This is a genomic window from Streptomyces sp. NPDC048504, from assembly GCF_043200035.1.
GTDB lineage: Bacteria > Actinomycetota > Actinomycetes > Streptomycetales > Streptomycetaceae > Streptomyces.
In genome coordinates this window covers 87,745-114,156 of the sequence record NZ_JBICXA010000013.1, presented here as the reverse complement: position 1 = coordinate 114,156, position 26,412 = coordinate 87,745, and the positions used below count along the sequence as shown (strand labels likewise).

Sequence of the window (26,412 nt, the reverse complement as noted above, 5' to 3'; positions counted from 1 at the left end):
TTCTACGAGGGTTACGCGGACCGGTCGAGCGCGCGCAGCGAGCGGTCGGTGATGGAGCGGGCGCCGCGGCCGATGGCGATCGTGCCGGACTGGACCAGCTCCTTGATGCCGTACGGCTCCAGCATCTTGAGCATGGCGGACAGCTTGTCGCTGCTGCCGGTGGCCTCGATGGTGACGGCCTCCGGGGAGACGTCGACCGTCTTGGCGCGGAACAGCTGGACGATCTCGACGATCTGGGAGCGCGTCTCGTTGTCGGCGCGCACCTTCACCAGAACGAGTTCGCGCTGAACGGCCGATCCGGCCTCCAGCTCGACGATCTTCAGCACGTTGACGAGCTTGTTGAGCTGCTTGGTGACCTGTTCGAGCGGGAGTGCCTCGATCACGTTCACCACGATCGTGATGCGGGAGATGTCGGGGTGTTCGGTGACACCGACGGCGAGGGAGTCGATGTTGAAGCCGCGCCGGGAGAACAGGGCGGTGATCCGGGCGAGGACACCTGGCTTGTTCTCCACCAGGACGGAGAGCGTGTGCTTGGACATTTCTCTGTGGTCTCTCTCGCTCAGTCGTCTTCGTTGTCGCCGAAGTCGGGGCGGACGTCCCGGGCGAACATGACCTCGTCGTTCGAGGTGCCGGCGGCGACCATCGGCCAGACCATGGCGTCCTCGTGGACGATGAAGTCGATCACGACGGGGCGGTCGTTGATCGAGTTCGCCTCCTCGATGACCTTGTCCAGGTCGTCGGGGGACTCGCAGCGGATCGCGTAACAGCCCATCGCCTCCGACAACTTGACGAAGTCGGGGATGCGCGTGCCGGCGCTCGGCTGCTTGCCGTCGGCCTCCGGGCCACTGTGCAGCACGGTGTTGGAGTAGCGCTGGTTGTAGAACAGGGTCTGCCACTGGCGGACCATGCCAAGGGCGCCGTTGTTGATGATGGCGACCTTGATCGGGATGTTGTTCAGGGCGCAGGTGGTGAGTTCCTGGTTGGTCATCTGGAAGCAGCCGTCGCCGTCGATCGCCCAGACCGTCTGGTCCGGCGCTCCGGCCTTGGCGCCCATCGCGGCCGGGACCGCGTAGCCCATCGTCCCGGCGCCGCCGGAGTTGAGCCAGGTCGCGGGCTTCTCGTACTGGATGTAGTGCGCGGCCCACATCTGGTGCTGGCCGACGCCCGCCGCGAAGATGGTGTTCTCCGGGGCGAGTTGGCCGATGCGCTCGATGACCTGCTGCGGGGAGAGCGAGCCGTTGTCGGGCTGCTCGTAGCCGAGCGGGTACGTCTCGCGCCAGCGGTTGAGGTCCTTCCACCAGGCGCTGTAGTCGCCGGTGTGGCCCTCGCTGTGCTCCTTCTGGACGGCCTGGACGAGGTCGGCGATGACCTCGCGGGCGTCCCCGACGATCGGCACGTCGGCGGCGCGGTTCTTGCCGATCTCCGCCGGGTCGATGTCGGCGTGGACGATCTTGGCGTACGGGGCGAAGCTGTCCAGCTTGCCGGTGACGCGGTCGTCGAAGCGGGCTCCGAGGGCGACGATCAGGTCGGCCTTCTGCAGCGCGGTGACGGCGGTGACCGCACCGTGCATGCCCGGCATTCCCACGTGCAGCTCGTGACTGTCGGGGAATGCGCCGAGCGCCATCAGGGTGGTGGTGACGGGCGCTCCGGTGAGTTCTGCGAGGACCTTCAGCTCGGCGGTGGCGTGTGCCTTGAGGACACCGCCGCCGACGTAGAGGACGGGCCGCTTCGCGGTGGTGATCAGCTTGGCGGCCTCGCGGATCTGCTTGGCGTGCGGCTTGGTCACCGGGCGGTAGCCGGGCAGGTCCATGACCGGCGGCCAGGAGAAGGTGGTCTTCGCCTGGAGGGCGTCCTTCGCGATGTCGACCAGCACCGGGCCCGGGCGGCCGGTGGAGGCGATGTGGAAGGCCTGCGCGATGACGCGCGGGATGTCCTCGGCCTTGGTGACCAGGAAGTTGTGCTTGGTGACCGGCATCGTGATGCCGACGATGTCCGCCTCCTGGAAGGCGTCCGTGCCGATCGCCTTCGACGCGACCTGCCCGGTGATCGCCACGAGCGGCACCGAGTCCATGTGCGCGTCGGCGATCGGGGTCACCAGGTTGGTGGCGCCGGGGCCCGAGGTCGCCATGCAGACACCGACCTTGCCGGTGGCCTGCGCGTAGCCGGTGGCCGCGTGACCCGCGCCCTGCTCGTGCCGGACCAGGACGTGACGCACCCGCGTCGAGTCCATCAGCGGGTCGTACGCCGGAAGGATCGCACCGCCGGGGATGCCGAATACCGTGTCGGCCCCGACTTCCTCGAGAGAGCGGATGAGGGACTGCGCGCCCGTGACGTGCTCGGGGGCGGACTGCTGTCCTCCGGATCGGGGCCGCGGCTGCGGATGGGCCCCGGTGGCCTGCTCGGTCATCGTCATTCTCTTCTCGATGCTGAGGGTTTTTGCGAGGTTTGTGCGGGGTTTAGCTGCTGCACGACTGGATCCTGTGCAACAAAAAACCCCTCGTGCCGTGAGGCAAGCGAGGGGAGCGCGCCGGGTGCGGTCGCTGGGAGTTCCGGGTCCGTCCGGACGTCACCAGCTTCAGCCGACGCGCTTTCCAAGTACGAGAATTCGGGTGCGCATGGCATTGACCCTCCCCCCGGCACGCATCCACTGTCAAGTGGGTGGGACGGGAGTCTCATTATGTGAGCGGAGGGCCGTTCCGCCACCGAAAACCGCGGGCACACCACTGGTGTACACCCCCAGCGCGCCACCCGCGAACGCGGGCTCCGCCGGGCCGTGCGGCACCGGATAGTGGCCGCGCGACAGGGCCCGGCGCAGCCGGTACTCGTCCAGCGGCGCGGAGAAGGCCATGCCCTGTCCGTGCGTGCAGCCCATCGCGCGCAGGGCGACGACCTGTTCCGGCAGATCGACGCCGTCGGCGACGGACTGCAGTCCGAGATCGCAGGCGATCCGCAGCAGCCCGCTGGTGATCTTGTGCAGCCGCGCGGACTCGACGACGCCCTCGACCAGACTGCGGTCCAGTTTCAGTACGTCGACGGGGAGCCGCCGTAGCGTCGTGATGGCCGCGTAGCCGCTGCCGAAGCCGTCGAGGGCGATCCGGACGCCGAGCCGCCGCAGCGCGGTCAGACGGCGCTCCAGTTCGTCCAGGGAGATCCTCGGGTCGGTGTCGGACAGCTCGATCACCAGCGAACCGGACGGCAGCCCGTGCCGGGTCAGCAGGGCCTCGATCGAGCCGAGCGGCATCGACTTGTCCAGCAGCCGCCGGGCACTTATCCGCACGGCGACGGACACGGCGAGCCCGGTCGCCGTGCGCTCGGCAGCCTGTTCTACGGCCTCCTCCAGCATCCAGCGCCCCAGCTCGGCGGTCTTGTCGCTGTCCTCGGCCACCCGCAGGAACTCGGCCGGCGTGAACAGCACGCCCTGCGAGGACCGCCAGCGCGCCTGTGTGGAGACCGACGCGATCCGGCCGTCCACCAGCGACACCACGGGCTGGTGCAGCAGCGCGAACTCGCCGTCGTGCAGCGCCGCCCGCAGCCGCGTGGCCAGCTCCGCCTTCCGTACGACGTCCTGCTGCATCTGCGGTGCGTACAGCTCGACGCGGCCCTTGCCTGCGCCCTTGGCGCGGTACATCGCGAGGTCCGCGTTGCGCAGCAACTCCCCCGCGCCCAGGCCCGGTTCGGCGAAGGCGACGCCGATGGAGGCGGCGACCCGGACATCGTTGCCGTCGATGAGGTACGGCTGGGACAGGGTGATTCTCAGGCGGTCGGCGAGCTCCATGATGTGCCGCTCGCGGGCGGTGCGGTCCCGGGTGCCGTCGCCGACGATCAGGGCCGCGAACTCGTCGCCGCCGAGCCGGGACGCGGTGTCGCCGTGCCGGACCGCGCCGTCGAGTCTGCGGGCGGCCTGGATGAGGAGTTCGTCCCCGGCCTGGTGGCCGATGGTGTCGTTGACGGCCTTGAAGCCGTCGAGGTCGATGAAGAGGACGGCCGTGCCGCGGTCGGTGGAGCGGCGGCCGGACAGGGCCTGCTGGACGCGCTTGGTGAACAGCGCGCGGTTGGGCAGGTCGGTGAGCGGGTCGTGCTCGGCGTTGTGCTGCAACTGCGCCTGGAGGCGCACCCGTTCGGTCACGTCGCGGCTGTTGAAGATGAGGCCACCGTGGTGGCGGTTGACGGTGGACTCGACGTTCAGCCAGCCGTCGTCGCCGGAGCGGAAGCGGCACTCGATGCGGGTCGTGGACTCCTCGTAGGGGTTCGCGGTGAGGAAGCGGCGCACCTCGTGCACCACGCAGCCGAGGTCCTCCGGGTGGATGAGCGAGGCCAGTTCGGTCCCCACCAGCTCCTCCGCGGCCTTGCCGTAGACACCGGCGGCGGCCGGGGAGACGTAGCGGAGGATGCCGTTCGGGGCGGCGATCATGATGACGTCGCTGGAGCCCTGCACCAGGGAGCGGAAGTGGTTCTCCTTCTGCGCCAGCTCCTGGGTGAGGGTGATGTTGTCGATGAGCATGATGCCCTGGCGCACCACGAGGGCGAGGACCACGCAGCCCGCGGTGATGAGCACCACGCGGTCGGGGCTGCGGCCGTTGAGGACGTTGTAGAGAATCCCCAATGTGCAGACGGCGGCGGCGAGATACGGGGTGAGCGCGGCCAGCGAACCCGCGATGGGCCGGGTGGCCGGATACCGCCCCTGGTCGGCGCCGGGCGCGGAGGCCTGCGGCGGGATGCCGGTGCGCTGTCCTGGCCGGTGTTCGTGCACCACGCGCGTGTGCCCGTCGTCCTCGGCCTGGATGTGCCGGGGTGCGGCCCAGGGGGCGTAGGCGAGGAGCAGCGAGCCGGCGAACCAGCCCGCGTCGAGCAACTGACCCGAGTGGTAGTTGTTGTGGAGCAGCGGCGAGGTGAACAGGGCGTCGCACATCACGGTCAGGGCCAGGGCGCCGATCGCGGTGTTCACGGCGGTGCGGTTGACCGAGGAGCGCCGGAAGTGCAGCGCGAGCACCATGCTGACCAGCGCGATGTCGAGCAGCGGGTACGCCAGCGACAGCGCGGTGTGGGCCACGCTCGGCCCGTCGAACTTGGCGGCCTGGGCCAGCGCGAGGCTCCAGGACAGCGTGAGCAGCGAGCCCCCGATCAGCCAGGCGTCCAGCGCCAGACAGATCCAACCCGCTTTGGTGACGGGCCTTTTGGCGAGCACGAGGAGTCCGACGATGGCGGGCGGCGCGAAGCACAGGAAGAACAGGTCGGCGAAGCTGGGGCTGGGCACGGTCCGTTCGAGCACGACCTCGTACCACCCCCAGACTCCGTTGCCCAGTGCCGCCATCGCCGAGGAGAGCGAGAACAGCAGCCAGGCGGGCCGAAAGCGGATACGGCGGTTTCGCGCGTAGAGGAAGCACGAGACGGCAGCGGCACCGGCCGCAGCGCTGAGCCCGAAGTCACCCATGATCAGGGCGACTTGGCGGGAACCCCAGTCGAGCGCGGAACCGACGGCGTATCCCGCGCACACCAGGGCGAGGACGAGTTGCTGGACCAGGCTCCACGTGCCGCCGGTCGCCGGCGGTCGTGGCTGCCGCGCCCCGGGTGAAGTCCGGTCCCGGAGCGCCCCGTTGAGGGTGGTCGTCGGAGACGGTGGCGAACTCACCGGGCCCTCCCGGTCCGCGTCGCTCCCGGGTCCCGCGGGCCCCGGTGCGCCGGATGAGCGTGCCTGCGGCGGCTGTTGGGCCTGCGGTGGTGATGGCTGTGGCTGCCGTGATGTCCGCCGCGGCCGCCATGGCCGCCGCGACCGCAGTGCTCGGCGTGATGGCCGCGGCTGCGCGCGGCGGTGCGCCAGGGTCGCCGTCGGCGGCCCCGCCGCGTCGGATCGCTCGTCCATAGGCCGTGCATCGCCCGTCGCCCCCCTCACAGTCTGAAATGTCCATCCCCGGCGCCGAACGGTGCGCGGCGCAGCCCCTGCCGGGACGATACACCAGTCTCGTCACTCAGGGACATAGTTCCTCTACGCTCCGTAACGACCAGCGGAGATGTGTACACACCCCGCTTCCGAAAGGTTGCGGAGGGTGCCGGAAGCGGATTACCGCCCTGCTGTGGCTAGTTCCCCGCTTCGCCTGTCGTAAGGATCACGTTGCGCAGCGGCTGCCGGTTCACGAATCGTCCCAACTGGTCGACAACCAGACGCTTCGCACGCGGCAGGAACGCCGAGGTGGGCCCGCCGACATGGGGACTGATCAGCACGCCGGGCGCGTGCCACAACGGGTGCCCCTGGGGCAGCGGTTCGGGATCCGTCACGTCCAACGCCGCGGTGATACGGCCGGTTTCCAGCTCCGCGAGCAGCGCCTTGGTGTCGACGACGGGACCGCGCGCCACGTTGACCAGCAGCGCCCCGTCCTTCATCCGGGCCAGGAACTCGGCGTCGACGAGGTGACGGGTGCTCTCGTTCAGGGGCGTGGAGAGGATGACGACGTCCGCTTCCGGGAGGAGGGCGGGCAGTTCGGCGAGTGGATGCACCGGCCCGCGCGCGGTGGCGCGCGCGGAGCGCGCCACCCGCGCCACCCGCGCGAGCTCGAAGGGAGTGAGCCGGTCCTCGATGGCGGAACCGATCGCCCCGTAGCCGACGATGAGGACGGACCGGTCGGCGAGCGCCGGGTGGAAGTCCCCCTGCCAGTGCTCCTGTTGCTGCGCCCGCACGAACCCCGGGATACCGCGCAACGAGGCGAGTGTCAGGGCCAGCGCGAGCTCGGCGGTGCTCGCCTCGTGCACTCCGCGCGCGTTGCACAGCCGCACCCCGGGGGCGATCGACGAGAGGCTCGCGGTCATGTCGTCGATTCCGGCGGTGAGCGTCTGGATGACCTGCAGATTCCGCATCCGCTCCAGCGGCCGCGTCTTCACGGGCTGACGCTTCATGTACGGCACTACGTAGAGGACGCAGTCGGCGGGATCACCGGGGAACGCCTGACCGCCGTCCTCCCCCCCGTCCCAGAACAGGTAGTTGGGTCCCTCGGGGAGCCCTTCGATCTCCTCCGGCGGGATGGGCAGCCACACGTCAACAGTCATGGTCAGGAGGCTATGTCAGGGCCACGCGCGCGTAGAGGTTAGGTTGGGGTGCGAGAAGAAGGAAGGTCACGAGCAGGTGGAGCGCAGGACGATCGGCGCGGGGGCGCTCGCGATGGGGGCCGTCGGACTCGGCTGCATGCCGATGCACTGGGCCTACAGCGGGTCGCGGCGACGGGGCGACGAGTCGGTCAGGGCCGTGCACCGGGCGCTCGATCTGGGGGTGACGCTGCTGGACACCGCCGACATGTACGGCCCGTTCACCAACGAGCTGTTGCTGGGGCGGGTGTTGAAGGAGCGGCGCGCGGACGCGTTCGTGTCGACCAAGGTCGGCCTGCTGGTCGGCGAACAGCACATCGTGGCCAACGGCCGCCCCGGCTACGTGAAACGCGCGTGCGACGCGTCGCTGCGCCGCCTCCAGACGGACGTGATCGACCTCTACCAACTGCACCGCGCCGACCCCGAGGTCCCGGTCGAGGAGACCTGGGGCGCGATGGCGGACCTCGTACAGGCCGGAAAAGTACGGGCGCTGGGCATGTGCGCGGTCGGCGCCCGCTCCGCCCGCCGCCCCGGGGCACGCCTCCATGACGGAACGATCCGCCAACTCCAGCGCGTACAACAGGTGTTCCCGGTCACGGCGGTACAGGCCGAACTGTCGGTGTGGTCCCCGGAGGCCCTGGACGCGCTCCTGCCGTGGTGCGCGGCCCGCGGTGTCGGCTTCCTCGCGGCGATGCCCCTGGGCAACGGCTTCCTGACCGGCACCCTGACCCCGGGCGAGGGCTTCGAACCGGACGACGTACGCGCCCGCCACCCCCGCTTCACCGCCGAGATGACCGCCGCGAACCAGCCGATCGTCGCCGGCCTGCGCCGGGTGGCCCGCCGCCACGGTCCGGAGGTGACCCCGGCGCAGGTGGCCCTGGCGTGGGTGCTGGCGCAGGGGGCGCATGTGGTGGCGGTGCCGGGCACGAAGCGGGAGCGGTGGGTCACGGAGAACGCGGGGGCGGCGGGGCTGCGGTTGACGCCGGAGGATCTCGCGGAGGTGGCGGAGTTGCCGGGGGCGTTGGGGTCTTGGGACTGAGGGGGCGGGGGCTTCTCCGGCTTCGTGGCTGACAGCCGTACCGGTTCCGGAGCGCCTGGGACCGACCGGGGCCCCCGCTCTCCGGGCCCGACGGCTCGATCGTGCGTCGGTGCTCGGTGATCGGGAACCCGGGCGGCGCGAGCGGTGTATGAAAAGTAGAACCCGCCCGTCGAAAGGACCTGATCGTGCAACGTCGAGTCGTGTCGGCCGCCCTGGCCGTGTCCGCGCTCCTGCTGACGGCCGGCTGTTCCTCCGACGGGGGCGGTTCTCCGGGCGACGGCACGAGTGCGCCCTCCGGTACGTCGTCCGGTGGTACGGCTACGGGCGCCTCCCCCTCCCAGCAGGCCGCCGAGCAGACCCCGCCCGCCAAGGGCACCGTGAAGGTGCTGCGCACCGTCACCGAGGGCCTGAAGACGCCCTGGGGCCTCGCCCCGCTGCCCGACGGGAACCTGCTCGTGTCCTCGCGCGACGACGGCACGATCACCCGGATCGACGAGAAGACCAGCAAGAAGACCGAGTTGGGGAAGGTGTCCGGGGTCTCCCCGGCCGGCGAGGGCGGCCTCCTCGGCATCGCGCTCTCCCCGGACTACGCCTCGGACCACATGATCTACGCGTACTTCACCTCGGCCTCGGACAACCGCATCGTCCGCGTCCTGTACGACGAGAAGAAGCCGGCCGGTGAGCAGCTGGGCGCGCCGGACACCATCTTCAAGGGCATCCCGAAGGGCTATATCCACAACGGCGGGCGCATCGCCTTCGGCCCGGACGGCATGCTCTACGCGGGCACGGGCGAGAGCGGTCAGCGGGGTCTCGCGCAGGACAAGAAGTCCCTCGGCGGCAAGATCCTTCGGCTGACCCCGGAGGGCGACCCGGCGCCGGGCAACCCGTTCCCGAACTCGCCGGTGTACACCTACGGCCACCGCAATGTGCAGGGCCTCGCCTGGGACTCCAAACAGCGCCTGTTCGCCTCGGAGTTCGGCCAGGACACCTGGGACGAGCTGAACGCGATCACACCGGGCGACGACTACGGCTGGCCGAACGCGGAAGGCAAGGGCAACAACCCCGAGTACCACAACCCGATCACCCAGTGGCACACGGACGACGCCTCCCCCAGCGGCATCGCCTATGCCGAGGGCTCCATATGGATGGCGGGCCTCAAGGGCCAGCGCCTGTGGCGCATCCCCCTGAACGGCACGAAGGCATCCGCCGCCCCGCAAGCCTTCCTCACCGGCGAGTACGGCCGCCTGCGCACGGTCGTCTCGGCCGGCGACGACAAGCTGTGGCTCATCACCAGCAACACGGACGGCCGGGGCACACCCAAATCGGGCGACGACCGGATTCTGGAGATCCAGGTGACGTAGGTCCAGGTGACGTAAGTCCAGGTGACACAGACCCGGGCGAGGCAGGTCCGGACGCGGGAGCGGACCGGGGCGACACGGTCCCGGGCGGCGGAGCGGACTCCGGATCGGAAGCGAACTCCCGGTCGGACTCAGGGTCGGGAGAGGCCTAGGGATCCGACTCCGGGCCGGGATCGGGAGCGGAAGCTGACTCCGGATCGGAAGCGGCCTCGGGCTCGGACTCCGGAGCGGACCCGGAAGCGGACTCGGGATCGGGATCGGGCTCTGGGGTCGCGTCAGGACGGGACCGGGAGTCGGGCGCGGTACCAGAACCGGTCTCGGTGCGGGAATCGGCTTCGGCAGCGGGAAGGGGGCCGGAATCGGGCCCGGCGCTGGAACCGGCTTCAGAACCGGGATCGGTTTCGGAACCGGCATCGGCGCCCGGATCGGACGCGGCACCGGACTCGGCTTCCGCCCCGGATTCCCGCAACCGCACCACGACCCTGCCGGACTCCAGGTCTATCGGCCCACGCCCGGGGTCTCCGTCCGCGACGTCGACCCCGGTCAGCTCAAGCCGGTTGGCCTCGTCCTGGGTGTGTTTGCGGCCCGGTGAGAACAACTCCTCGAACATGTTGAACACGGCGCCTCCCCTGTGCCGGTCCCCTACAGCGTACGACTCATCGTGCGGAGCGCGCGGTGAGCGGGTCGGGCGGGAACAGCTCAAGGCGGTGGGCGACGGCGGCCGCCTCTCCCCGGCCCGAGACGCCGAGCTTGCCGAGGATGTTCGAGACGTGGACGCTCGCGGTCTTCGGGGAGATGAAGAGTTCCTCGGCGATCTGTCTGTTCGTGCGGCCTGCGGAGACCAGCCGCAGGACGTCCCGCTCACGGCTGGTGAGGCCGAGCGCCTCGACGGGGTCGGCGGGGGCAGCTCTACGCGCCGGGACCTTTGTGAGCGTCAGCCGGGCCCGCTGGGCGAGCAGCGCGACGGAGTCGGCGAGCGGGCGGGCGCCGAGGTGGTCGGCGACGGCGGCGGACAGGCGGAGCAGTTCCGTGGCGCGGTCCCGCTCGTCGTCACCCCCGTCGGGGTCGGACAGCAGCGCTTCGGCGAGGCGGTGCCGGACGCGGGCGAGGTCGTAGGGGCGGTCGAGGCATTCGAAGGCGGCGACCGCCTCGGACCAGTCGTCCGGGGTGGAGCGGCCCTCGGCGTGCAGGAGTTCGGCGCGGAGCCAGCGTTCGTGGGCCTGCCAGACGGGGACGTTGGTGGGGACCGGCTTGGCGGCCTCCCGGATGCGTTCGAGGATCTTGGCGCGGCCGGGGTCGGCGACGGGCAGGCCGACGGCCTGGGTCTCGGCGGCGGCCGCGGTGACCAGGAGGGGCCAGACCTCGAAATACGTGCCGGGGAGGAAACCGGAGTCCAGGACGAGTCCGAGGGTGGCGCGGGCGTCGAGGAGGCGGCCTTCGGCGGTGGCGATCTGGAGTTCGATCCGCTCCAGTGGCAGATGGTGCTGGGGGGCGGCGTCGTGGGTGCCGAAGTGCTCGCGGGCGGCGGCCAGTTGGCGGCGGGCCTCTGCCACATCGCCTCGGGCGAGCGCGAGTTCGGCGCGGATCCGAGCGTGGAAGCCGCGGGGTTTGGCGCTCTGGTCCACGCGCTCCGCTTTGGTCGCAGCCTCGGCGGCCTCGTCCCAGCGGCCCAGGCTGACCAGGGATTCGGCGAGGTTCCCCCAGATCCATGCCTCTTTGTCGAACTGGCCGAACTTCCTGGCGAAGGCGAGCCCCGTCTCCAGGATGGGCACGGCCTCGCGGGAGCGGCCGACCGTTTCGAGGAAGGAGGGAAGGTTCACATAGCTGCGGCCGGCGACGGCGGAGATGCCCTCGGCGACCGTCCGTTCGTTCACCTCGACCAGTTCGGCGAGGCCTCCCTCGACGTCTCCGGAGGCGACCATGAGGCCGGCCAGGGTGAGGCGGGCGTCCATCTCGATCTCGCGGGCGCCGACCATGCGCGCGTACTCGACCGCGCGCTCTGCGGCCACGTAGGCGTCGGGTCCCGGGACATGGACCATGGACCAGCCGGCGACCTTGGCGAGGACCTCCGCGTGCACCTCGGAGGGCGGCAGTCCGCGGACCAGCTCCTGCGCGGCGGCGAGTTCCGGCCAGCCGTCTCCGCGGGCCTGGGACCGGACCAGGACGGAGCGCTGCACCCAGAACCAGGCGGCGCGCAGCGGGTCGCCCTCGTCCTCCAGGAGGTGCAGGGCCCGCTTGGTGATCTTCAGGGCGCGCTCGCGCTCCCCGCTCAGCCGCCCGGCGACGGCGGCCTCCGCCATCAGGTCGAGGTAGCGCAACGGTGTGGTCTCCGGGTCGCAGCCGCAGGGCGGGTACACCTCGGTGTAGTCGACGGGGCGCAGCCCCGCGCGTACGGCGTCGGGGACGGTGTCCCACAGCTCCATCGCCCGCTCCAGGAGCCGGAGTTGCTCGGAGTGGGCGTGCCGGCCCCGGGCCGCCACGGAGGCGTCCAGGACGGCGGGGAGGGCCTTGGCGGCGTCGTGGGCGTGGTACCAGTAGCTCGCCAGCCGCATGACGCGCTGGTCGGCCGGGACGAGCGTCGGGTCGGCCTCCAGGACCTCGGCGTAGCGGCGGTTGATGCGGGAGCGCTCGCCGGGCAGCAGGTCGTCGCCGACGGCCTCGCGGACCAGGGAGTGGCGGAAGCGGTAGCCGTCGTCACCGGGGGCCACCTGGAGGATGTTGGCGCCGACGGCCGCCCGTAGCGCCTCGATGAGGTCGTCCTCGGCGAGCCGGGCGACGGCGGCGAGCAGCCGGTACTCGACGGTGGAGCCGCCCTCGGCGACGATCCGGGCGACCCGCTGGGCACTCTCGGGCAGCGACTCGACCCGGACGAGGAGCAGGTCGCGCAGGGAGTCGGTGAGGTTGCTGCGGCAGCCGTCGTGGGCGGCGACGGCGAGTTCCTCGACGAAGAAGGCGTTGCCGTCGGAGCGTTCGAAGATCTCGTCGACCTGGGCGGGGTCGGGTTCGGCGGCGTGGATGCCGGCGATCTGACGGCCCACCTCCTGCCGGTTGAAGCGGCCCAGTTCGATCCGGCGGACCGTGCGGAGCCGGTCGAGTTCGGCGAGCAGGGGGCGCAGCGGGTGGCGGCGGTGGATGTCGTCAGCGCGGTAGGTGGCGAGGACGACGAGGCGGCCGGTGCGCAGGGTGCGGAAGAGGTAGGCGAGGAGGTGGCGGGTGGAGGCGTCGGCCCAGTGCAGGTCCTCCAGGGCGACGACGACCGTGCGCTCGGCGGCGACGCGCTCCAGGAGACGCGCGGTGAGTTCGAAGAGGCGGGCCATGCCCTCCTCGTCGTGCCGGCCGGCCCGCTGGAAGGTGGCCGTCTCCGCCAACTCCGGGAGCAGCCGGGCGAGTTCCTCCTCCTGGCCGGCTGCCGCGGCGGACAGCTCGTCGGGCAGTTCGCGGCGCAGCGCGCGCAGGGCCGTGGAGAACGGGGCGAAGGGCAGCCCGTCCGCGCCGATCTCGACACAGCCGCCGAGCGCGACGACGGCACCCCGGCGGCAGGCGGCGGTGGCGAACTCCTCGACGAGCCGGGTCTTGCCGACGCCCGCCTCGCCGCCCAGCAGCAACGCCTGCGGCTCGCCCGCGGCGGCGCGGGCGAGCGCATCGTTCAGCGTGTCCAGTTCGTCGGCGCGGCCGACGAAGACCGGACTGACGGACCTGGTCTCCACGCCTGCGAGCATGTCACGCGGGTCTGACAACGCGGCACCGGTTTTCGGGAGGGCGGCCGCGGGGAGGAGCGCCCCGCGAACCTGCCGGGCGGGCGCCGTACGGCCGTCCTCCCGGGCCCGGACGGTCACGAGACGCGGGCGAACAGGTGCCGACGGGGGCGTTGGGTATGCACCTCCCCCTCGGCGGCCCGGCGGGCCTGCTCGCGACGGGCGGCACGGGCCCCGCGCACGGCCTCGCGGGCCAGCCGCTCGTTGGCGGCCTGCCGGCGCAGTTCGGCGGAACGGATCTGGTGGAGTTCGTACTCGTACATCTCAAGTCCCTTGGTGGAGGCGGTTTTTCGGCTTCGCTTGTTGCGATGCCTCAACCTTCGTCTCCAAGGGGGGTCCGCCACATCGGGAGAGTTCCGCATCTTGCCGGGCCGGGCGGGCCTTAGACATGCGTAAGGGGTCTTAGGGCCTCCGTAAGGTGCTTACGGAGGCCCTAAGACCCCTGGTTACGTGCGGTGGCGCGAGCCGACGGTCAGGTGGCCGACGGCAGGCTGAGCAGGACGTCGGTGTACTTCAGGACGGCCAGGAGCAGTCCTACGACACCGAGCGCGACGCCCGCCCAGGCGACCGACTTGATCCAGGTGGCCTGCGGCTTGCCCGGGGTGCCGAACGCGGGCCGGACGAGAGCCGCGACCCCGACGAGCGCGCCGACCAGGGCGAAGATGCCGGCCCACAGCGCGGTGGTGTGCCAGGCGTCGCCGTAGACCTCCTTGATCTGGGTGGACACGCTCGCGGTGGAGGCGGTGTGGAGCTGGCCCACGAGGGTCTCGCGGGCGGCGGCGACGGTGCCGACCCAGCCGCCGGAGAGCGAGATGAAGCCGAGCGCGGCGGAGACGACCGCGGCCGCGCCCTGGCCGACGCCGGAGGGGCCCTCCTCGGGGTGCTCCAGCTGGAGCTTCGCGAGCTCGGCCGCGTACTCCTCCTCGGAGAGGTCGTCCTCGTCCTCGGCGGCTTCGGCCTCGGTGTTCGCGGTTTCCGGCTCGGTCACTTCCTCGTCGGTCTTGGTGACATCGACGGTCTCCGCGTCGCTCTTCACCTCGGTGGCCTCGTTCGCGGCCTCGTCAACAGTCTTGGTACCCATGATGCGCACGGTAGGGGTGAAGTCTGAGAAGTTCCTTAAAGATCGCTGTGTTGCGCACGCGCGCGTGCCTCGCGCCACTCGGGGGCGAGCACGGACCACACCTCTATGTCGTGCCTTAGACCCCCGTGGGGGTGTGACTCGCGCAGGATCGCGTCCCTGGTCATGCCCATGCGGCGGGCAACATTCAGGCTCTTCTCATTGCCTGCGGCCGCGTGCCATTCGACGCGGTGGATGCCGCGCCGCTCGATCGCGAAGTCGATGAGAATCCGTATCGCCCGGGTGATCAGCCCGTGCCCGGCAGCGGAGGGTTCCAGCCAGCAGCCGACCTCGCAGTTGCCCTGGTCGGCGTGGAAGTTCAGGAAGAGGACCCCGCCGACGAGTTTGCCGTCGAGCCAGATGCCGTGCAGGGACGCTTCGTCGGCGGCGCGGAGGTCGGCGTAGCGCTGGAGCATGGCCCGCGCGGAGTCGACGTCCGTCGCCTTGGAGCCGAAGGTGATGAACTGGCCGATGAACTCGCGGCCGCGGTCCAGGTGCGCGAGGAACTCCTCGGCGTGCCACGGCTCCAGGGGACGTAGTTCGGCTCCGTCGTCACCCAGGGATATCGCGTACATCCTGCTCCTGCTCCTTCGCCAGGACGTCCGCCACCTCGGCGTCCGTCGCGGCGGCCAGCCTCTCATGGGCGGCGCGGCACTCGGGGGGCTCGATGCTGATGCGGGGCAGGACGCGGTCGAGGCCGCGGGGAAGCCACCAGTTGGCGCCGCCGAGCAGGTGCATGAGGGCCGGCACCAGGAGGGTGCGCAGGACGAAGGCGTCCAGGGCGACGGCGGAGGCGAGCGCGATGCCGAACATGGCGATCACGCGGTCCCCGCTGAGCACGAAGGCGAGGAAGACCGAGATCATGATGACGGCGGCCGAGTTGATCACCCGGCTGGTCTCGGCGAGGCCGACGCGGACGGCGCGGCGGTTGTCGCCGGTTTCCAGCCATTCCTCGTACATCCGGCTCACCAGGAAGACCTGGTAGTCCATGGAGAGCCCGAAGAGGACCGACACCATGATCACGGGGAGGAAGGGTTCGATCGGTCCGGCGCGTCCCAGGCCGAGGAACTCGCTCCCCCAGCCCCACTGGAAGATCGCGACGACGACCCCGAAGGCGGCGGCCACGGCGGCGACGTTCATCGCGGCGGCCTTGAGCGGGATGCCGATCGACCGGAAGGCGAGCAGGAGCAGGACACAGCCGAGCGAGATGACGACCCCGACGAACAGCGGGAGCTTGCCGACGATCACGTCGGCGAAGTCGTCGTAGCTCGCCGTCACCCCGCCGACGTGGATGTCGAGCGAGGTGCCCGTCTCGGCCCGCGGCAGCACCTCGGTGCGCAGCCGGTCGACGAGGTCGCTGGTCCGCTGCGACTGCGGTGCCGAGTCCGGTAGGACGCTGAAGTACCCGGTGGAGCCGCCGGCGTCGTAGGTCACCGGGGTCACGGAGGCGACGCCCTCGGTGGTGCGCAGGGTGGCGTCGAGGTTGTCGAGGGTGAGCTTGTCCTCGGCGCCGTCGATCTTCGTGACGAGGGTGAGGGGGCCGTTGACGCCGGGCCCGAAGCCGGCCGCGAGGAGGTCGTAGGCCTGGCGGGTGGTCGACGCCTTGGGGTCGTTGCCCTGGTCGGAGGTGCCCAGGTGGAGGGCGAGGGTGGGCAGCGCGAGGACGGCCATGACGATCAGGGCGAGGGTGCCGAGCAGTTTGGGCCGGCGCTCGACGAACGCGGACCAGCGGGCGGCGAGGCCGGTGGGGAGCTCCGGCTGGGGCCCGTGCTCGGCCAGTCGGCGCCGTTCGCGGCGGCTGAGGGCGCGGGGGCCGATGAAGGACAGCAGGGCCGGGAGAAGCGTCACGGAGGCCGCGACGGTGAGCACCACGGTCAACGAGGCGGCGATCGCGACCCCGTTGAGGAAGCCGAGCCGCAGGATCAGCATCCCCAGGAGGGCGATGCACACCGTGGCGCCCGCGAAGACGACCGCGCGTCCGGTGGTGACGACCGCGTTGGTGACCGCCTCGGTGACGGACAGCCCGCGTTTCAGCCCGCGCCGGTGCCGGGTCACGATGAACAGCGCGTAGTCGATGCCGACGCCGAGCCCGATCAGCATGCCGAGCATGGGCGCGAAGTCGGCGACGGTCAGGGCGTGCCCGAGCAGCACGATCGCCGCGTACGCGGTGCCGACGCTCACCAGGGCGGTGCCGATGGGCAGTAGCGAGGCGGCGAGCGAGCCGAAGGCGAGGAACAGCACGAGGGCGGCGACGGCGACCCCGACGATCTCGGCGGTGTGCCCGCTCGACGCCTCGGTGAGCGCGATGGCGCTGCCGCCCAACTCGACCTGGAGTCCGTCGGTCTGGGCGGCCTTGGCGGCGCTCACCACGGCCTGTGCCTCGGACTTGTCGATGTCCTCGGCCTGGTGCGCGAAGGTGACGGTCGCGTAGGCGGTGCGTCCGTCGGCGCTGATCCGGCCCGTGCCCTGTCCGTCGTACGGACTGACGACGGAGGCGACTCCGGGCAGGTCGGTGATCCTGTCCAGGGCGTCGCTCATGGTCTGTTCGACGGCGGCCGCGCGGACGGAGCCGGGTGAGGTGCGCCAGACGACGGTGTCGCTGTCGCCGCCGAGATCCGGAAACCCCTCCTTGAGCAGCTGAGTCGCACGACCTGACTCGGTGCCGTGGGCCTCGTAGTCGTTCGAGTACGCCGAGCCGGTGACGGCGGCGGCCGCGGTGACCCCGCCGAACGCGACGAGCCACAACAGGACGGCGACAAGGCGGTGCCGAACACACCAGCGGGCAAGGGCTGCCACGAACGTGCTCCCGGGGATGGCGAATTGTGGATCTTTGACCGGGAATCCTGGTTCAAGGGATGAACAGCCCGCAAAGAACGCATGAGCAATACGGAGCCCACTCTTGCAGCAGAAAATGATCGTTCATGACGTTCGTGCGCCGAATCACGGGAGTGGGAGCCAGATCACAGGACAGTAACGGCAACTCTGTAGCCCGGACTGCCGCCTTGACCGTCGCCTCAGTCGAACTGGTCCCCCAGGGCCATCACCATCGCCCCGACGACCAGCAGCCAAAGCGCCCGCCTGGTGCGGCCCCTGGACCCGAGCACGGACGCGAGCGCACAGACCGCCGCGCCCACCGCATAGGCGGCCGGAACGAGCACCGGCGCGGCCCCACTCGCCCGCAGCACCGCGGCGGCCACCCCCGCGAGAGCCAGTACGGCACCGGTCAGCGCGGCCGTCCAACGGGCCCGCCGCGCGTCCAGCGCCGTGTCCCCGAAGTCCGGTATCTCGGAATCTCCGCGTCCGTCCATGGCGGGCGAGCGTAGCGCCTCCGCCTGAGAAACCTGGTGCGCGGCCAACCGACGTCCTCCACAATCTCGTTGCTTCCTCATTGGAACCTACGCAGAACCGGAGGACACCGTTCACCGATGCCCGACACCGACCTGTCCGCCCGCCTGACCCATCCCCGCCATCCACGCAGCAACGGCTACGACGCCCGCTGGACCATCGAGAACCAGATGGGCCCGCACGCCCTGTGGCTGCTGGAATGGCTGGCCCCGGCGCTCGGCCTGGACACCCTGTGCCCGGGCGCCCGTGTCCTGGACCTGGGCTGCGGGCGCGCCATGACCTCCGTCTTCCTCGCCAAGGAGTACGACCTCCAGGTCACCGCCGCCGACCTGTGGGTGAAGCCGGAGGAGAACGCCGTGCGGATCGCCGAGGCGGGTGTCGCCGACCGGGTGCTCCCCCTGCATGTGGAGGCGCACGATCTCCCCTTCGGGGACGGCACGTTCGACGCGATCGTGTCGGTCGACGCCTACCAGTACTTCGGTACCGCCGACCTCTACCTGCCCACTCTGACAAGGCTGTTGAAGCCGGGCGGCCGGATCGGGATCGTCGTCCCCGCCCTCCGGGAGGAACTGGCGGGCGACGAACCACCGGAGCACCTGAAGCCCTTCTGGGACCCCGGTTTCTGGGCGTTCCACTCCCCCGCCTGGTGGCGCCGCCACTGGACCCGCGGCGGCACCGTGGAGGTCGAGACCGCCGACTGGCAGCCCGACGGCTGGAAGGACTGGCTGCTGTGGAGCGAGGTGTGCGCCGAGGAGAGTCCGTACGCGTGGATGGCGGACATGGCCCGGGAGTCGGTGGAGTTGGTGCGCGCCGATGAAGGACGCACCCTCGGCTTCGCGCGGGTCGTGGGCCGCCGGGTATAACCGGAACGGCCCCGGAGATCAGGTCCCCGGGGCCGTGCACGGTGTACTGGCTCAGCCTTCGCTGACGCCCAGTTGCTCCAGGATGAGCTCCTTGACACGGGCCGCGTCGGCCTGGCCTCGGGTGGCCTTCATGACCGCGCCGACCAGTGCGCCGGCCGCCGCCACCTTGCCGCCGCGGATCTTGTCGGCGATGCCCGGGTTGCCGGCGATGGCCTCCTGGACGGCTGTGGTGAGAGCGCCTTCGTCCGAGACGACCTTCAGGCCGCGCTTCTCGACGACCTCGTCCGGGGTGCCCTCGCCGGCGAGGACGCCCTCGATGACCTGGCGGGCGAGCTTGTCGTTCAGGTCGCCTGCGGTGACCAGCGCGGTGACCCGGGCGACCTGCTCCGGCGTGATGGGCAGCTCGTCGAGCGCCTTGCCGGACTCGTTGGCGCTGCGGGCGAGTTCACCCATCCACCATTTGCGCGCGGAGGCCGCGTCGGCACCGGCGTCGATCGTGGCGACGATCGGGTCGATGGCACCGGCGTTGAGGATCGACTGCATGTCGAACGCGGTGATCCCCCACTCCTCGCTCAGCCGGTTGCGGCGGGCCAGCGGCTGCTCGGGCAGTCCGGCGCGGATCTCCTCGACCCACGCGCGCGAGGGGGCCACCGGCACCAGGTCCGGCTCCGGGAAGTACCGGTAGTCCTCCGCCTCCTCCTTCACGCGGCCCGAGGTCGTCGACCCGGTGTCCTCGTGGAAGTGGCGGGTCTCCTGGATGATCGTGCCGCCGGAGTTCAGCACCGCGGCGTGGCGCTGGATCTCGTAGCGGGCGGCACGCTCCACGGAACGCAGCGAGTTGACGTTCTTCGTCTCGCTCCGGGTGCCGAACTTCTCGCGGCCGTGCGGGCGCAGCGACAGGTTCACGTCGCAGCGCATCTGGCCCTGCTCCATGCGGGCTTCCGACACACCGAGCGCCCGGATCAGCTCGCGCAGCTCGGCGACGTACGCCTTGGCGACCTCGGGTGCACGCTCACCGGCGCCCTCGATCGGCTTGGTGACGATCTCGATGAGCGGAATGCCGGCCCGGTTGTAGTCGAGCAGCGAGTGCGAGGCGCCGTGGATACGGCCCGTCGCGCCGCCGACGTGCAGCGACTTGCCGGTGTCCTCCTCCATGTGGGCGCGCTCGATCTGCACCCGGAAGGTCTCGCCGTCCTCCAACTGGACGTCCAGATAGCCGTTGAAGGCGATCGGCTCGTCGTACTGGGAGGTCTGGAAGTTCTTCGGCATGTCCGGATAGAAGTAGTTCTTCCGGGCGAAGCGGCACCACTCGGCGATCTCGCAGTTCAGCGCGAGGCCGATCCTGATCGCGGACTCGACGCCGATCGCGTTGACGACCGGGAGCGCGCCGGGCATGCCGAGGCAGGTCGGGCAGGTCTGCGAGTTCGGTTCGGCGCCCAGTTCGGTCGAACAGCCGCAGAACATCTTGGTCTTGGTGCCGAGTTCGACATGGACCTCAAGGCCCATGACGGGGTCGTACGACGCGAGAGCGCCCTCGTACGACTCCAGGTCGGTCGTGGTGGTCACGGTGAACTTTCCCTCTCAGCCCAGCAGGACGTCGTCGTCGCCCAGCCGCTTCAGCTCGCGGTACAGGATGGCGAGGCCGGTGACGATCGCGACGGCGGACACCGTGGCGTCGATCAGACGGAGCGTGTCGTGCTCGGTGCGCGCCTTCTTGATCTGCTTGGCGACGCCCAGCGCGCCGAACGCGGTGGTGGCGATGGACACATAGGTGCCGGACTTGGACTTCTTGAAGCCCTTGGCCTTCGACAGTGCGTTGCTCACAGCGACGGTGCCTCCTCAAGCAGCGGGTGGCCCCACTTTTCCACGAAGGCGGCCTCGACGGCGGCGCCGACCTTGTAAAGGCGGTCGTCCTTCAGCGCCGGGGCGATGATCTGGAGCCCGACCGGGAGACCGTCCTCCGGAGCGAGACCGCAGGGCAGCGACATGGCCGAGTTGCCCGCCAGGTTGGTCGGGATGGTGCACAGGTCCGCGAGGTACATCGCCATCGGGTCGTCGGCACGCTCGCCGATCGGGAAGGCGGTGGTCGGCGTCGTCGGCGACACGATCACGTCGACGCTCTCGAACGACTTCTCGAAGTCGCGGGTGATGAGCGTACGGACCTTCTGGGCGCTGCCGTAGTACGCGTCGTAGTAGCCGGAGCTCAGCGCGTACGTCCCGAGCATGATGCGGCGCTTCACCTCGGGGCCGAAGCCCGCCTCACGGGTGATCGAGGTGACCTCTTCGGCCGAGTGGGTGCCGTCGTCGCCGACGCGGAGGCCGTAGCGGAGGCCGTCGAAACGGGCCAGGTTCGACGAACACTCGGAGGGCGCGATCAGGTAGTACGCCGACAGGGCGAGGTCGAAGGACGGGCAGTCCAGCTCGACGATCTCCGCGCCCAGTTCCTTCAGCACCGCGACGGCCTCGTCGAAGCGCTGGATGACACCCGCCTGGTAGCCCTCGCCGCGGAACTGCTTGACGACGCCTACGCGCATGCCCTGCACGCTGCCGTTGCGGGCGGCCTCGACGACCGGCGGGACCGGGGCGTCGATCGACGTGGAGTCCAGCGGGTCGTGTCCGGCGATGGCCTCGTGCAGCAGCGCCGCGTCCAGGACCGTACGGGCGCAGGGCCCGCCCTGGTCGAGGGAGGACGAGAAGGCGACCATGCCGTAGCGGGAGACTGCGCCGTACGTCGGCTTGACGCCGACCGTGCCGGTGACGGCGGCCGGCTGGCGGATGGAACCGCCGGTGTCGGTGCCGATCGCGAGCGGCGACTGGAAGGAGGCGAGCGCGGCGGAGGAACCGCCACCGGAGCCGCCGGGGATCTTGGTGAGGTCCCAGGGGTTGCCGGTGGGCCCGTAAGCACTGTTCTCCGTGCTCGACCCCATGGCGAACTCGTCCATGTTGGTCTTGCCGAGGATGACCACGTCGGCGGCCTTCAGCCGCTTGGTGACGGTCGCGTCGTACGGCGGGATCCAGCCTTCGAGGATCTTGGAGCCGACCGTGGTCGGGATGCCCTCGGTGGTGAAGATGTCCTTGAGCGCGAGCGGGACGCCGGCCAGCGGGCCGAGCTGCTCGCCCCGGGCCCGCTTCTCGTCGACGGCGCGGGCCTGCGCGAGGGCGCCCTCGCGATCGACGTGCAGGAAGGCGTGCACCTTCGCGTCGACTTCCTCGATACGGGCGAGGTGGGCCTCGGTGACCTCGACGGCCGTGAGCACGCCGGACGCGATGTTCGCGGCGATCTCGGCGGCGGTGAGCCGGATGATGCTGCTGTGGTCCGTCATGGTGGTTAGTCCTCCCCCAGGATCTGCGGCACCTTGAAACGCTGCTGCTCCTGGGCCGGGGCGCCGGAGAGCGCCTGCTCGGGGGTGAGCGAGGGACGGACCTCGTCCGCGCGCATGACGTTCGTCAGCGGCAGCGGGTGAGAGGTCGGCGGTACGTCTTGGTCGGCGACCTCGCTGACGCGGGCGACCGCGCCGATGATGTCGTCCAGCTGTCCCGCGAAGTGTTCGAGCTCTTCGGGCTTCAGCTCCAGACGCGCCAGCCGGGCGAGGTGGGCGACCTCCTCGCGCGTGATGCCAGGCATGCAGCGTTCCTCTGGGGTGAGTGTGTGTGGTTTGGCGCCAATCCTATGGGGCGGGGGCCCTCAGCCGTTAAACGGTTTCTCCGGAGCCCCGGTCACCGGCCTCGCGCGTCCCACACCGGGCTCTTCGTGAAGTGGTTGTCGTAGAGCTCCTGCACCTCCAGGAGGCTCTCCGGGCCGACCTCTCCGAGGGAGATGCGCTGCAGGTGACGGAAGTACTCGAAGCGCTCGACGCCGGGTGTGATGACGATGAGGAGGTCGGCGTCGGTGCCGGGTGCGGCGGCGAAGGCGTGGGGCAGGCCCGGCGGGACGACGACCAGGTCACCGGGTCCAGCGGTGACGACCTGGTCGCCGGAGAGGATCTCGGCGGCGCCGTCGAGCAAGAAGAACATCTCGGCGGAGTTGTCGTGCCAGTGCGGTTTCGCGCCGTCCGCTCCCCCGCTGAGGGTGACGCGCTGGGTGGACAGCGCACCGCCGGTCGCGCTGCTGTCCGCGAGCAGCTTCACGGTGGTCGGCGCCCGGCCCACCACCTCGGCCTCGGCATCGCGCACGATCACGGACTCGTCGAACTTCGGTACGAGCAACGACATTTCGGGACCCCGTTCGGATGAGGAAGAGGAGTGCGGCTCGGACGGCTCAGGCAAGGAACAGCAGCACGGCACTGATCAGTACAACGATCGCCGTGGCGAAGTGGATCCCGAAGGCCACGGCTTTCGCTCCGCCGTGGCGCAGCACTATCAGGGTGTCGCCGAACGGCACGACCGCGACGCAGAGCATGAACCAGGCCTCGGCATGCGCCCCGGCGAAGGCCAGCACCGCAAGGCCCACCAGACCCAGCGTGCCGTCCCTGAGGCCCTTGATCGTGAGGTAGGCGCCGGCGTCACCCGCGGGATCGGCCGGGACTCCGTAACCGGCGGCGGCAGGGCCCGGCTGGAACAGGAACCGGTAGCCCAGGAACAGGCAGAACAGGTCGAGCACGATCGCCAGGGTGTAGGCGGTGACGGTCACGTCGTTTCTCCTCACGAGTGTTTTCTAGCAGCGCTAGCTCTTGGAGCGAAGCTAGCAGAGCGTCGACAGGAACGCTAGCGATGCTAGAATCCGGGTCATGACGATTCAGACGCGCCGGGAGCGCGAGCGGGCGGAGCGGGAGCAACTGATCGTCTCGGCCGCACGGGAACTGGCCGAGACGGAGGGCTGGGACGCGGTGACAACACGGCGCCTGGCAGCCGAGATCGAGTACAGCCAGCCCGTCCTCTACAGCCACTTCAAGGACAAGGGCGCGATCATGGCGGCGGTGGCGGTGGAGGGCTGCGCCGTACTGGCCGCCGAGTTGCACACGGCGCGCACAGCGGCGAAGGGCACGCGCGGGGCGCTGAGCGCGGTCGGCGAGACGTACACATCGTTCGCGCGCCGCCGCCCGGCCCTCTACGACGCGATGTTCACGCACATGGTCGACCTGCCGTTCGCCACCCCGGAGGCACCGGCGCCCTTGCAGGCGGCCTTCGGCGAGATCTTCCAGGCCGTCGAGCCCATCGCGGCCGAGGGCGACGACCCCGGCCTGCTGACGGAGACGTACTGGGCGGGCCTCCATGGCCTGGTCACGCTGATGCGCAGCGGCCGCCTACCCGAGAAGGCCCACGAGCAGCGGCTGGCGCTACTGATCGCCCACTTCACAACAGGCGTGAGCTGACCCCTCAGGGGCGCGGGGAACTGCGCGACAAGCCACGACGGCCCCGCAGCCGCAAACGATTAGAAGCCCCCACCCCAATAGGCGCAGCGACCTCAGCCGATCCGCCCCGGATCATCCGCCGCAGCCGCAGGCAACGCGGCGCGAGGCCGCTGCCAACCGCGCGAACCCCGCGCCCGCAACCACGCCGTCATGTCCTCCGGAGGCATCGCCGCAGCGACAAGCCACCCCTGCACGGCGTCACACCCCAGATCCCGCAACCGCTCCCACGTCTCGTCGTCCTCAACCCCCTCAGCCACGACGAGCAACCCCAGGGAATGCGCGAGATCAACGGTGCACCGCACGATCTCCGCGTCCTCCGTGTCCACCGCGAGCCGGGCCACGAACGACCGGTCGATCTTCAACTCGCTGACCGGCAGCCGCCGTAGATGCACCAGGGACGAATACCCCGTGCCGAAGTCGTCGAGGGACATCTTCACGCCGTGCCCGGTCAGCCCGTTGAGGGTGTCGGCGGCGCGCTGGGGGTCCTCCAGGAGGACGTGTTCCGTGATCTCCAGCTGGAGGGAGCCCGGCGGGACACCGTGCCGGGCGAGGCGCGCGGCGACCGAGCCGGCGAAGCCGGGGGTGTGGACGTCGCGCGGGGAGACGTTCACCGCGACCGGTACGAACAGGCCCTGGGCGCGCCATCTGGCGACCTGGGCGAGGGCCGTGTCGAGCACGTACTCCGTCAGGTGGGGCATCAGCCCGGACGACTCGGCGATCGCTATGAACTCGTCCGGCGGCACCTTCCCGCGCTCCGGGTGCACCCACCGCACCAACGCCTCCAGGCCGGCGACCTGGCCGTCGAAGCGGACCTTGGGCTGGTAGTGCAGCTGCACCTCGTGCGCGTCGAGGGCGCGGCGCAGATCGCCCAGCAGGCCGAGCCGGTCCGGGGTGTTGGAGTCCCGCTTGGACTCGTAGACCTCGACGCCCGTACGGTCCCGCTTCGCCTGGTACATCGCGACGTCGGCCCGGCGCAGCAGCCCCTCGGCATCGAGGGCGTGGTCGGGGAAGACGGCGACACCCGCGCTGGCCTCCAGGACGAGGGTGAGCCCGTCGAGGTCGAGCGGGGAGCTGAGCGCGGCGACGAGGTTGCGGGCGACCCGGGTCGCGGACGTCGTGGAGTCGGCTACGGGCAGCAGGACGGCGAACTCGTCGCCGCCGAGCCGCGCGGCCTCCGCCCCGCGCGGCAGCGCCACCCGCAGCCGGTCGGCTATCTGCAACAGCAGCCGGTCACCGGCGAGATGGCCCAGGGTGTCGTTGACCGACCGGAACCGGTCGAGGTCGATCAGCATGAGCGCGGCCTTGGCGCCGATGCGCTCGGCGTCGTCCAGGGCGGTCCAGATGCGCTCCAGGAGCCACTGCCGGTTGGGCAGCCCGGTCAGCGGGTCGCGCAGCTGCTCCTCGGCCCTGGCCCGGGCCATCCACAGGGTGGAGTCGAGGGCGATGAGCGGGATCGAGAACAGGGGCAGCAGGATCGGCTGGGCTACGGCGACCACGCAGATGAGTGGCGCGATGCCGAGCAGGGCTACGGCGACCAGGCCCTGTCTGAGCAGGGCGGTGCGGGCGACGGTGGGCAGTCCGCCGTGGCGCGGGGCGTGCAGATACCAGAGCAGGGTGCGGGTCACGGCGAGATAGGCGACGGCGACCAGGACCACTTCGGGGGCGGTGTAGACCGTCCAGGTGTCGGGGTTCCAGGGCGTCTCGACGGACGGCACCCGGCCGAAGGCGCCCAGCACGAGTGCGCCGGCGGCGATGCCGAGGATGTCCACCGCGCCGTGCAGGATGCCCTGGCGCCAGCGGTTGCGGCGGGCTATGCCGACCAGGACGACGACGGTGAGGCTGACCATGCCGGCGGCGACCCAGCCGTAGAGCAGCAGGACGCCGAGGGTGAGGGCGGCGCCCGAGCCGGTGCCGCCCCACCAGCGGGCGCGGCCGAGGGCGACGAGGTGGCCGACGATGATGCCGGTCAGGACGGCGAGCGACCAGCCGACCGTGCCGGACGGGAAGAGCGCGTGGCCGCCGGTGAACGCCCGGAAGAAGCCGGCGCCGAGGACGAACCCGGCCGCGACCACGACAGCCGTGGGCAGCGCGGGCCAGGTCAGATGACGTTCGCCGTCGGAGCCTGGGTCGGCGGAGAGTGGCGCGGAGTAGCGGGCATCAGGTGTGGAGTACTGTCCGGTGGCGCGCGGCTGGGCGCCCGGACGCTCCACGGGTCGCGCTCCCCAACGACTCTCCCGCCAGGCGCCGGTGAGCCGGCGCAGCAGTGAGTCCGGGGGGGCGCTCTCGGTCGGTTCCATTCCCGTCCCTCTCACAGCCGGCGGTGCCCACGCCACGCGGTCCGATGCCCGACTTCCGTCAACGGCACCGCGTTTGGAAAACCCCTCCCCCTGCTCACCAAGAGCAGGGGGTTGCCCCAACCGCAGCTGGGCACGGCAGGTGCACACCTCAACAGTAGGCCGCAGAAGGCTTCCACGGGCAGCGGTCGTAGACGGTTGCCCGAATGCGACCCG

22 protein-coding genes are annotated in these 26,412 nt (G+C 70.7%); 4 read left to right on the top strand and 18 right to left on the bottom strand.

The genetic code is table 11. The features are described from left to right. Window positions 1-11 precede the first annotated feature (11 nt). The 4 genes from ilvN to ACGFY9_RS29825 all read right to left on the bottom strand — a co-directional run bounded on the left by ilvN (window position 12) and on the right by ACGFY9_RS29825 (window position 7,038). Entirely contained in the window at window positions 12-539 is a 528-nt protein-coding gene (ilvN, locus tag ACGFY9_RS29840) for an acetolactate synthase small subunit (protein WP_033282732.1), read from the bottom strand. A 20-nt stretch (window positions 540-559) separates the two neighbouring features. Beyond that, window positions 560-2,413: an acetolactate synthase large subunit gene (locus ACGFY9_RS29835; protein ID WP_393759250.1), complete on the bottom strand. Its 1,854-nt coding sequence runs from the start codon at window positions 2,411-2,413 to the stop codon at window positions 560-562. Between the two features lie 237 nt (window positions 2,414-2,650). Next, a complete protein-coding gene (locus ACGFY9_RS29830; RefSeq protein ID WP_393759248.1) occupies window positions 2,651-5,629 on the bottom strand; it encodes a putative bifunctional diguanylate cyclase/phosphodiesterase in 2,979 nt (992 codons plus the stop codon). A gap of 446 nt (window positions 5,630-6,075) precedes the next feature. After that, entirely contained in the window at window positions 6,076-7,038 is a 963-nt protein-coding gene (locus tag ACGFY9_RS29825; protein WP_393759246.1) for a 2-hydroxyacid dehydrogenase, read from the bottom strand. Between the two features lie 76 nt (window positions 7,039-7,114). Here ACGFY9_RS29825 and ACGFY9_RS29820 point away from each other — a divergent pair, with 76 nt between their 5' ends. Beyond that, window positions 7,115-8,113, top strand: a complete 999-nt coding sequence (locus tag ACGFY9_RS29820) for an aldo/keto reductase (RefSeq protein ID WP_393759244.1) — start codon at window positions 7,115-7,117, stop codon at window positions 8,111-8,113. Window positions 8,114-8,313: 200 nt separating this feature from the next. Continuing rightward, complete coding sequence (locus ACGFY9_RS29815; protein WP_393759525.1) at window positions 8,314-9,474, top strand: PQQ-dependent sugar dehydrogenase; 1,161 nt, start codon at window positions 8,314-8,316, stop codon at window positions 9,472-9,474. A 145-nt stretch (window positions 9,475-9,619) separates the two neighbouring features. On the opposite strand, the gene ACGFY9_RS29810 is transcribed toward ACGFY9_RS29815, so the two are convergent. The 7 genes from ACGFY9_RS29810 to ACGFY9_RS29780 form a co-directional block, all read right to left on the bottom strand. Further along, window positions 9,620-10,081 (bottom strand): DUF6191 domain-containing protein, encoded by a 462-nt coding sequence (locus tag ACGFY9_RS29810; protein WP_393759524.1) that lies wholly within the window; start codon window positions 10,079-10,081, stop codon window positions 9,620-9,622. A 46-nt stretch (window positions 10,082-10,127) separates the two neighbouring features. Beyond that, entirely contained in the window at window positions 10,128-13,190 is a 3,063-nt protein-coding gene (locus ACGFY9_RS29805) for an AAA family ATPase (RefSeq protein ID WP_393759242.1), read from the bottom strand. A 113-nt stretch (window positions 13,191-13,303) separates the two neighbouring features. Continuing rightward, complete coding sequence (locus ACGFY9_RS29800) at window positions 13,304-13,489, bottom strand: hypothetical protein (RefSeq protein ID WP_393759240.1); 186 nt, start codon at window positions 13,487-13,489, stop codon at window positions 13,304-13,306. A 209-nt stretch (window positions 13,490-13,698) separates the two neighbouring features. After that, window positions 13,699-14,307 carry a hypothetical protein gene (locus ACGFY9_RS29795; protein WP_393759238.1) on the bottom strand — a complete coding sequence of 203 codons (609 nt, stop codon included), beginning with the start codon at window positions 14,305-14,307 and terminating at the stop codon, window positions 13,699-13,701. 35 nt (window positions 14,308-14,342) lie between these two features. Continuing rightward, a complete protein-coding gene (locus tag ACGFY9_RS29790) occupies window positions 14,343-14,918 on the bottom strand; it encodes a GNAT family N-acetyltransferase (RefSeq protein WP_393759236.1) in 576 nt (191 codons plus the stop codon). Beyond that, window positions 14,896-17,139: an MMPL family transporter gene (locus tag ACGFY9_RS29785; RefSeq protein WP_393759234.1), complete on the bottom strand. Its 2,244-nt coding sequence runs from the start codon at window positions 17,137-17,139 to the stop codon at window positions 14,896-14,898. Before ACGFY9_RS29785 ends, ACGFY9_RS29790 begins: the two co-directional genes overlap by 23 nt. A gap of 218 nt (window positions 17,140-17,357) precedes the next feature. Further along, the gene (locus ACGFY9_RS29780; RefSeq protein ID WP_393759232.1) at window positions 17,358-17,651 is read right to left on the bottom strand and encodes a hypothetical protein; all 294 of its coding nucleotides are present in this window, start codon (window positions 17,649-17,651) and stop codon (window positions 17,358-17,360) included. Window positions 17,652-17,768: 117 nt separating this feature from the next. Between ACGFY9_RS29780 and ACGFY9_RS29775 the strand changes: the two genes are divergently transcribed. Next, window positions 17,769-18,551, top strand: coding sequence for an SAM-dependent methyltransferase (locus ACGFY9_RS29775; protein ID WP_393759230.1), 783 nt, complete (start codon window positions 17,769-17,771; stop codon window positions 18,549-18,551). 51 nt (window positions 18,552-18,602) lie between these two features. Here ACGFY9_RS29775 and gatB read toward each other — a convergent pair whose 3' ends face one another. From gatB to ACGFY9_RS29745, 6 genes are all read right to left on the bottom strand, one after another. After that, window positions 18,603-20,117, bottom strand: a complete 1,515-nt coding sequence (gene gatB, locus ACGFY9_RS29770) for an Asp-tRNA(Asn)/Glu-tRNA(Gln) amidotransferase subunit GatB (RefSeq protein ID WP_393759228.1) — start codon at window positions 20,115-20,117, stop codon at window positions 18,603-18,605. A gap of 15 nt (window positions 20,118-20,132) precedes the next feature. Continuing rightward, on the bottom strand, window positions 20,133-20,375 hold the full coding sequence (locus tag ACGFY9_RS29765) for a hypothetical protein (protein WP_019068646.1): 243 nt from the start codon (window positions 20,373-20,375) through the stop codon (window positions 20,133-20,135). Continuing rightward, complete coding sequence (gatA, locus tag ACGFY9_RS29760) at window positions 20,372-21,874, bottom strand: Asp-tRNA(Asn)/Glu-tRNA(Gln) amidotransferase subunit GatA (protein WP_033282745.1); 1,503 nt, start codon at window positions 21,872-21,874, stop codon at window positions 20,372-20,374. Before gatA ends, ACGFY9_RS29765 begins: the two co-directional genes overlap by 4 nt. A 5-nt stretch (window positions 21,875-21,879) precedes the next feature. After that, window positions 21,880-22,176 (bottom strand): Asp-tRNA(Asn)/Glu-tRNA(Gln) amidotransferase subunit GatC, encoded by a 297-nt coding sequence (gatC, locus tag ACGFY9_RS29755; protein ID WP_007384860.1) that lies wholly within the window; start codon window positions 22,174-22,176, stop codon window positions 21,880-21,882. Between the two features lie 92 nt (window positions 22,177-22,268). Beyond that, window positions 22,269-22,763: a cupin domain-containing protein gene (locus ACGFY9_RS29750; RefSeq protein ID WP_393759226.1), complete on the bottom strand. Its 495-nt coding sequence runs from the start codon at window positions 22,761-22,763 to the stop codon at window positions 22,269-22,271. Window positions 22,764-22,809: 46 nt separating this feature from the next. Continuing rightward, window positions 22,810-23,181 carry a DUF4267 domain-containing protein gene (locus ACGFY9_RS29745; protein WP_393759224.1) on the bottom strand — a complete coding sequence of 124 codons (372 nt, stop codon included), beginning with the start codon at window positions 23,179-23,181 and terminating at the stop codon, window positions 22,810-22,812. Between the two features lie 97 nt (window positions 23,182-23,278). Between ACGFY9_RS29745 and ACGFY9_RS29740 the strand changes: the two genes are divergently transcribed. Then, entirely contained in the window at window positions 23,279-23,863 is a 585-nt protein-coding gene (locus ACGFY9_RS29740) for a TetR/AcrR family transcriptional regulator (RefSeq protein ID WP_393759222.1), read from the top strand. Window positions 23,864-23,955: 92 nt separating this feature from the next. Here the strand turns inward: ACGFY9_RS29740 and ACGFY9_RS29735 are convergent, their stop codons facing one another. Beyond that, window positions 23,956-26,199 (bottom strand): putative bifunctional diguanylate cyclase/phosphodiesterase, encoded by a 2,244-nt coding sequence (locus tag ACGFY9_RS29735; RefSeq protein ID WP_393759220.1) that lies wholly within the window; start codon window positions 26,197-26,199, stop codon window positions 23,956-23,958. Window positions 26,200-26,412 lie beyond the last annotated feature (213 nt).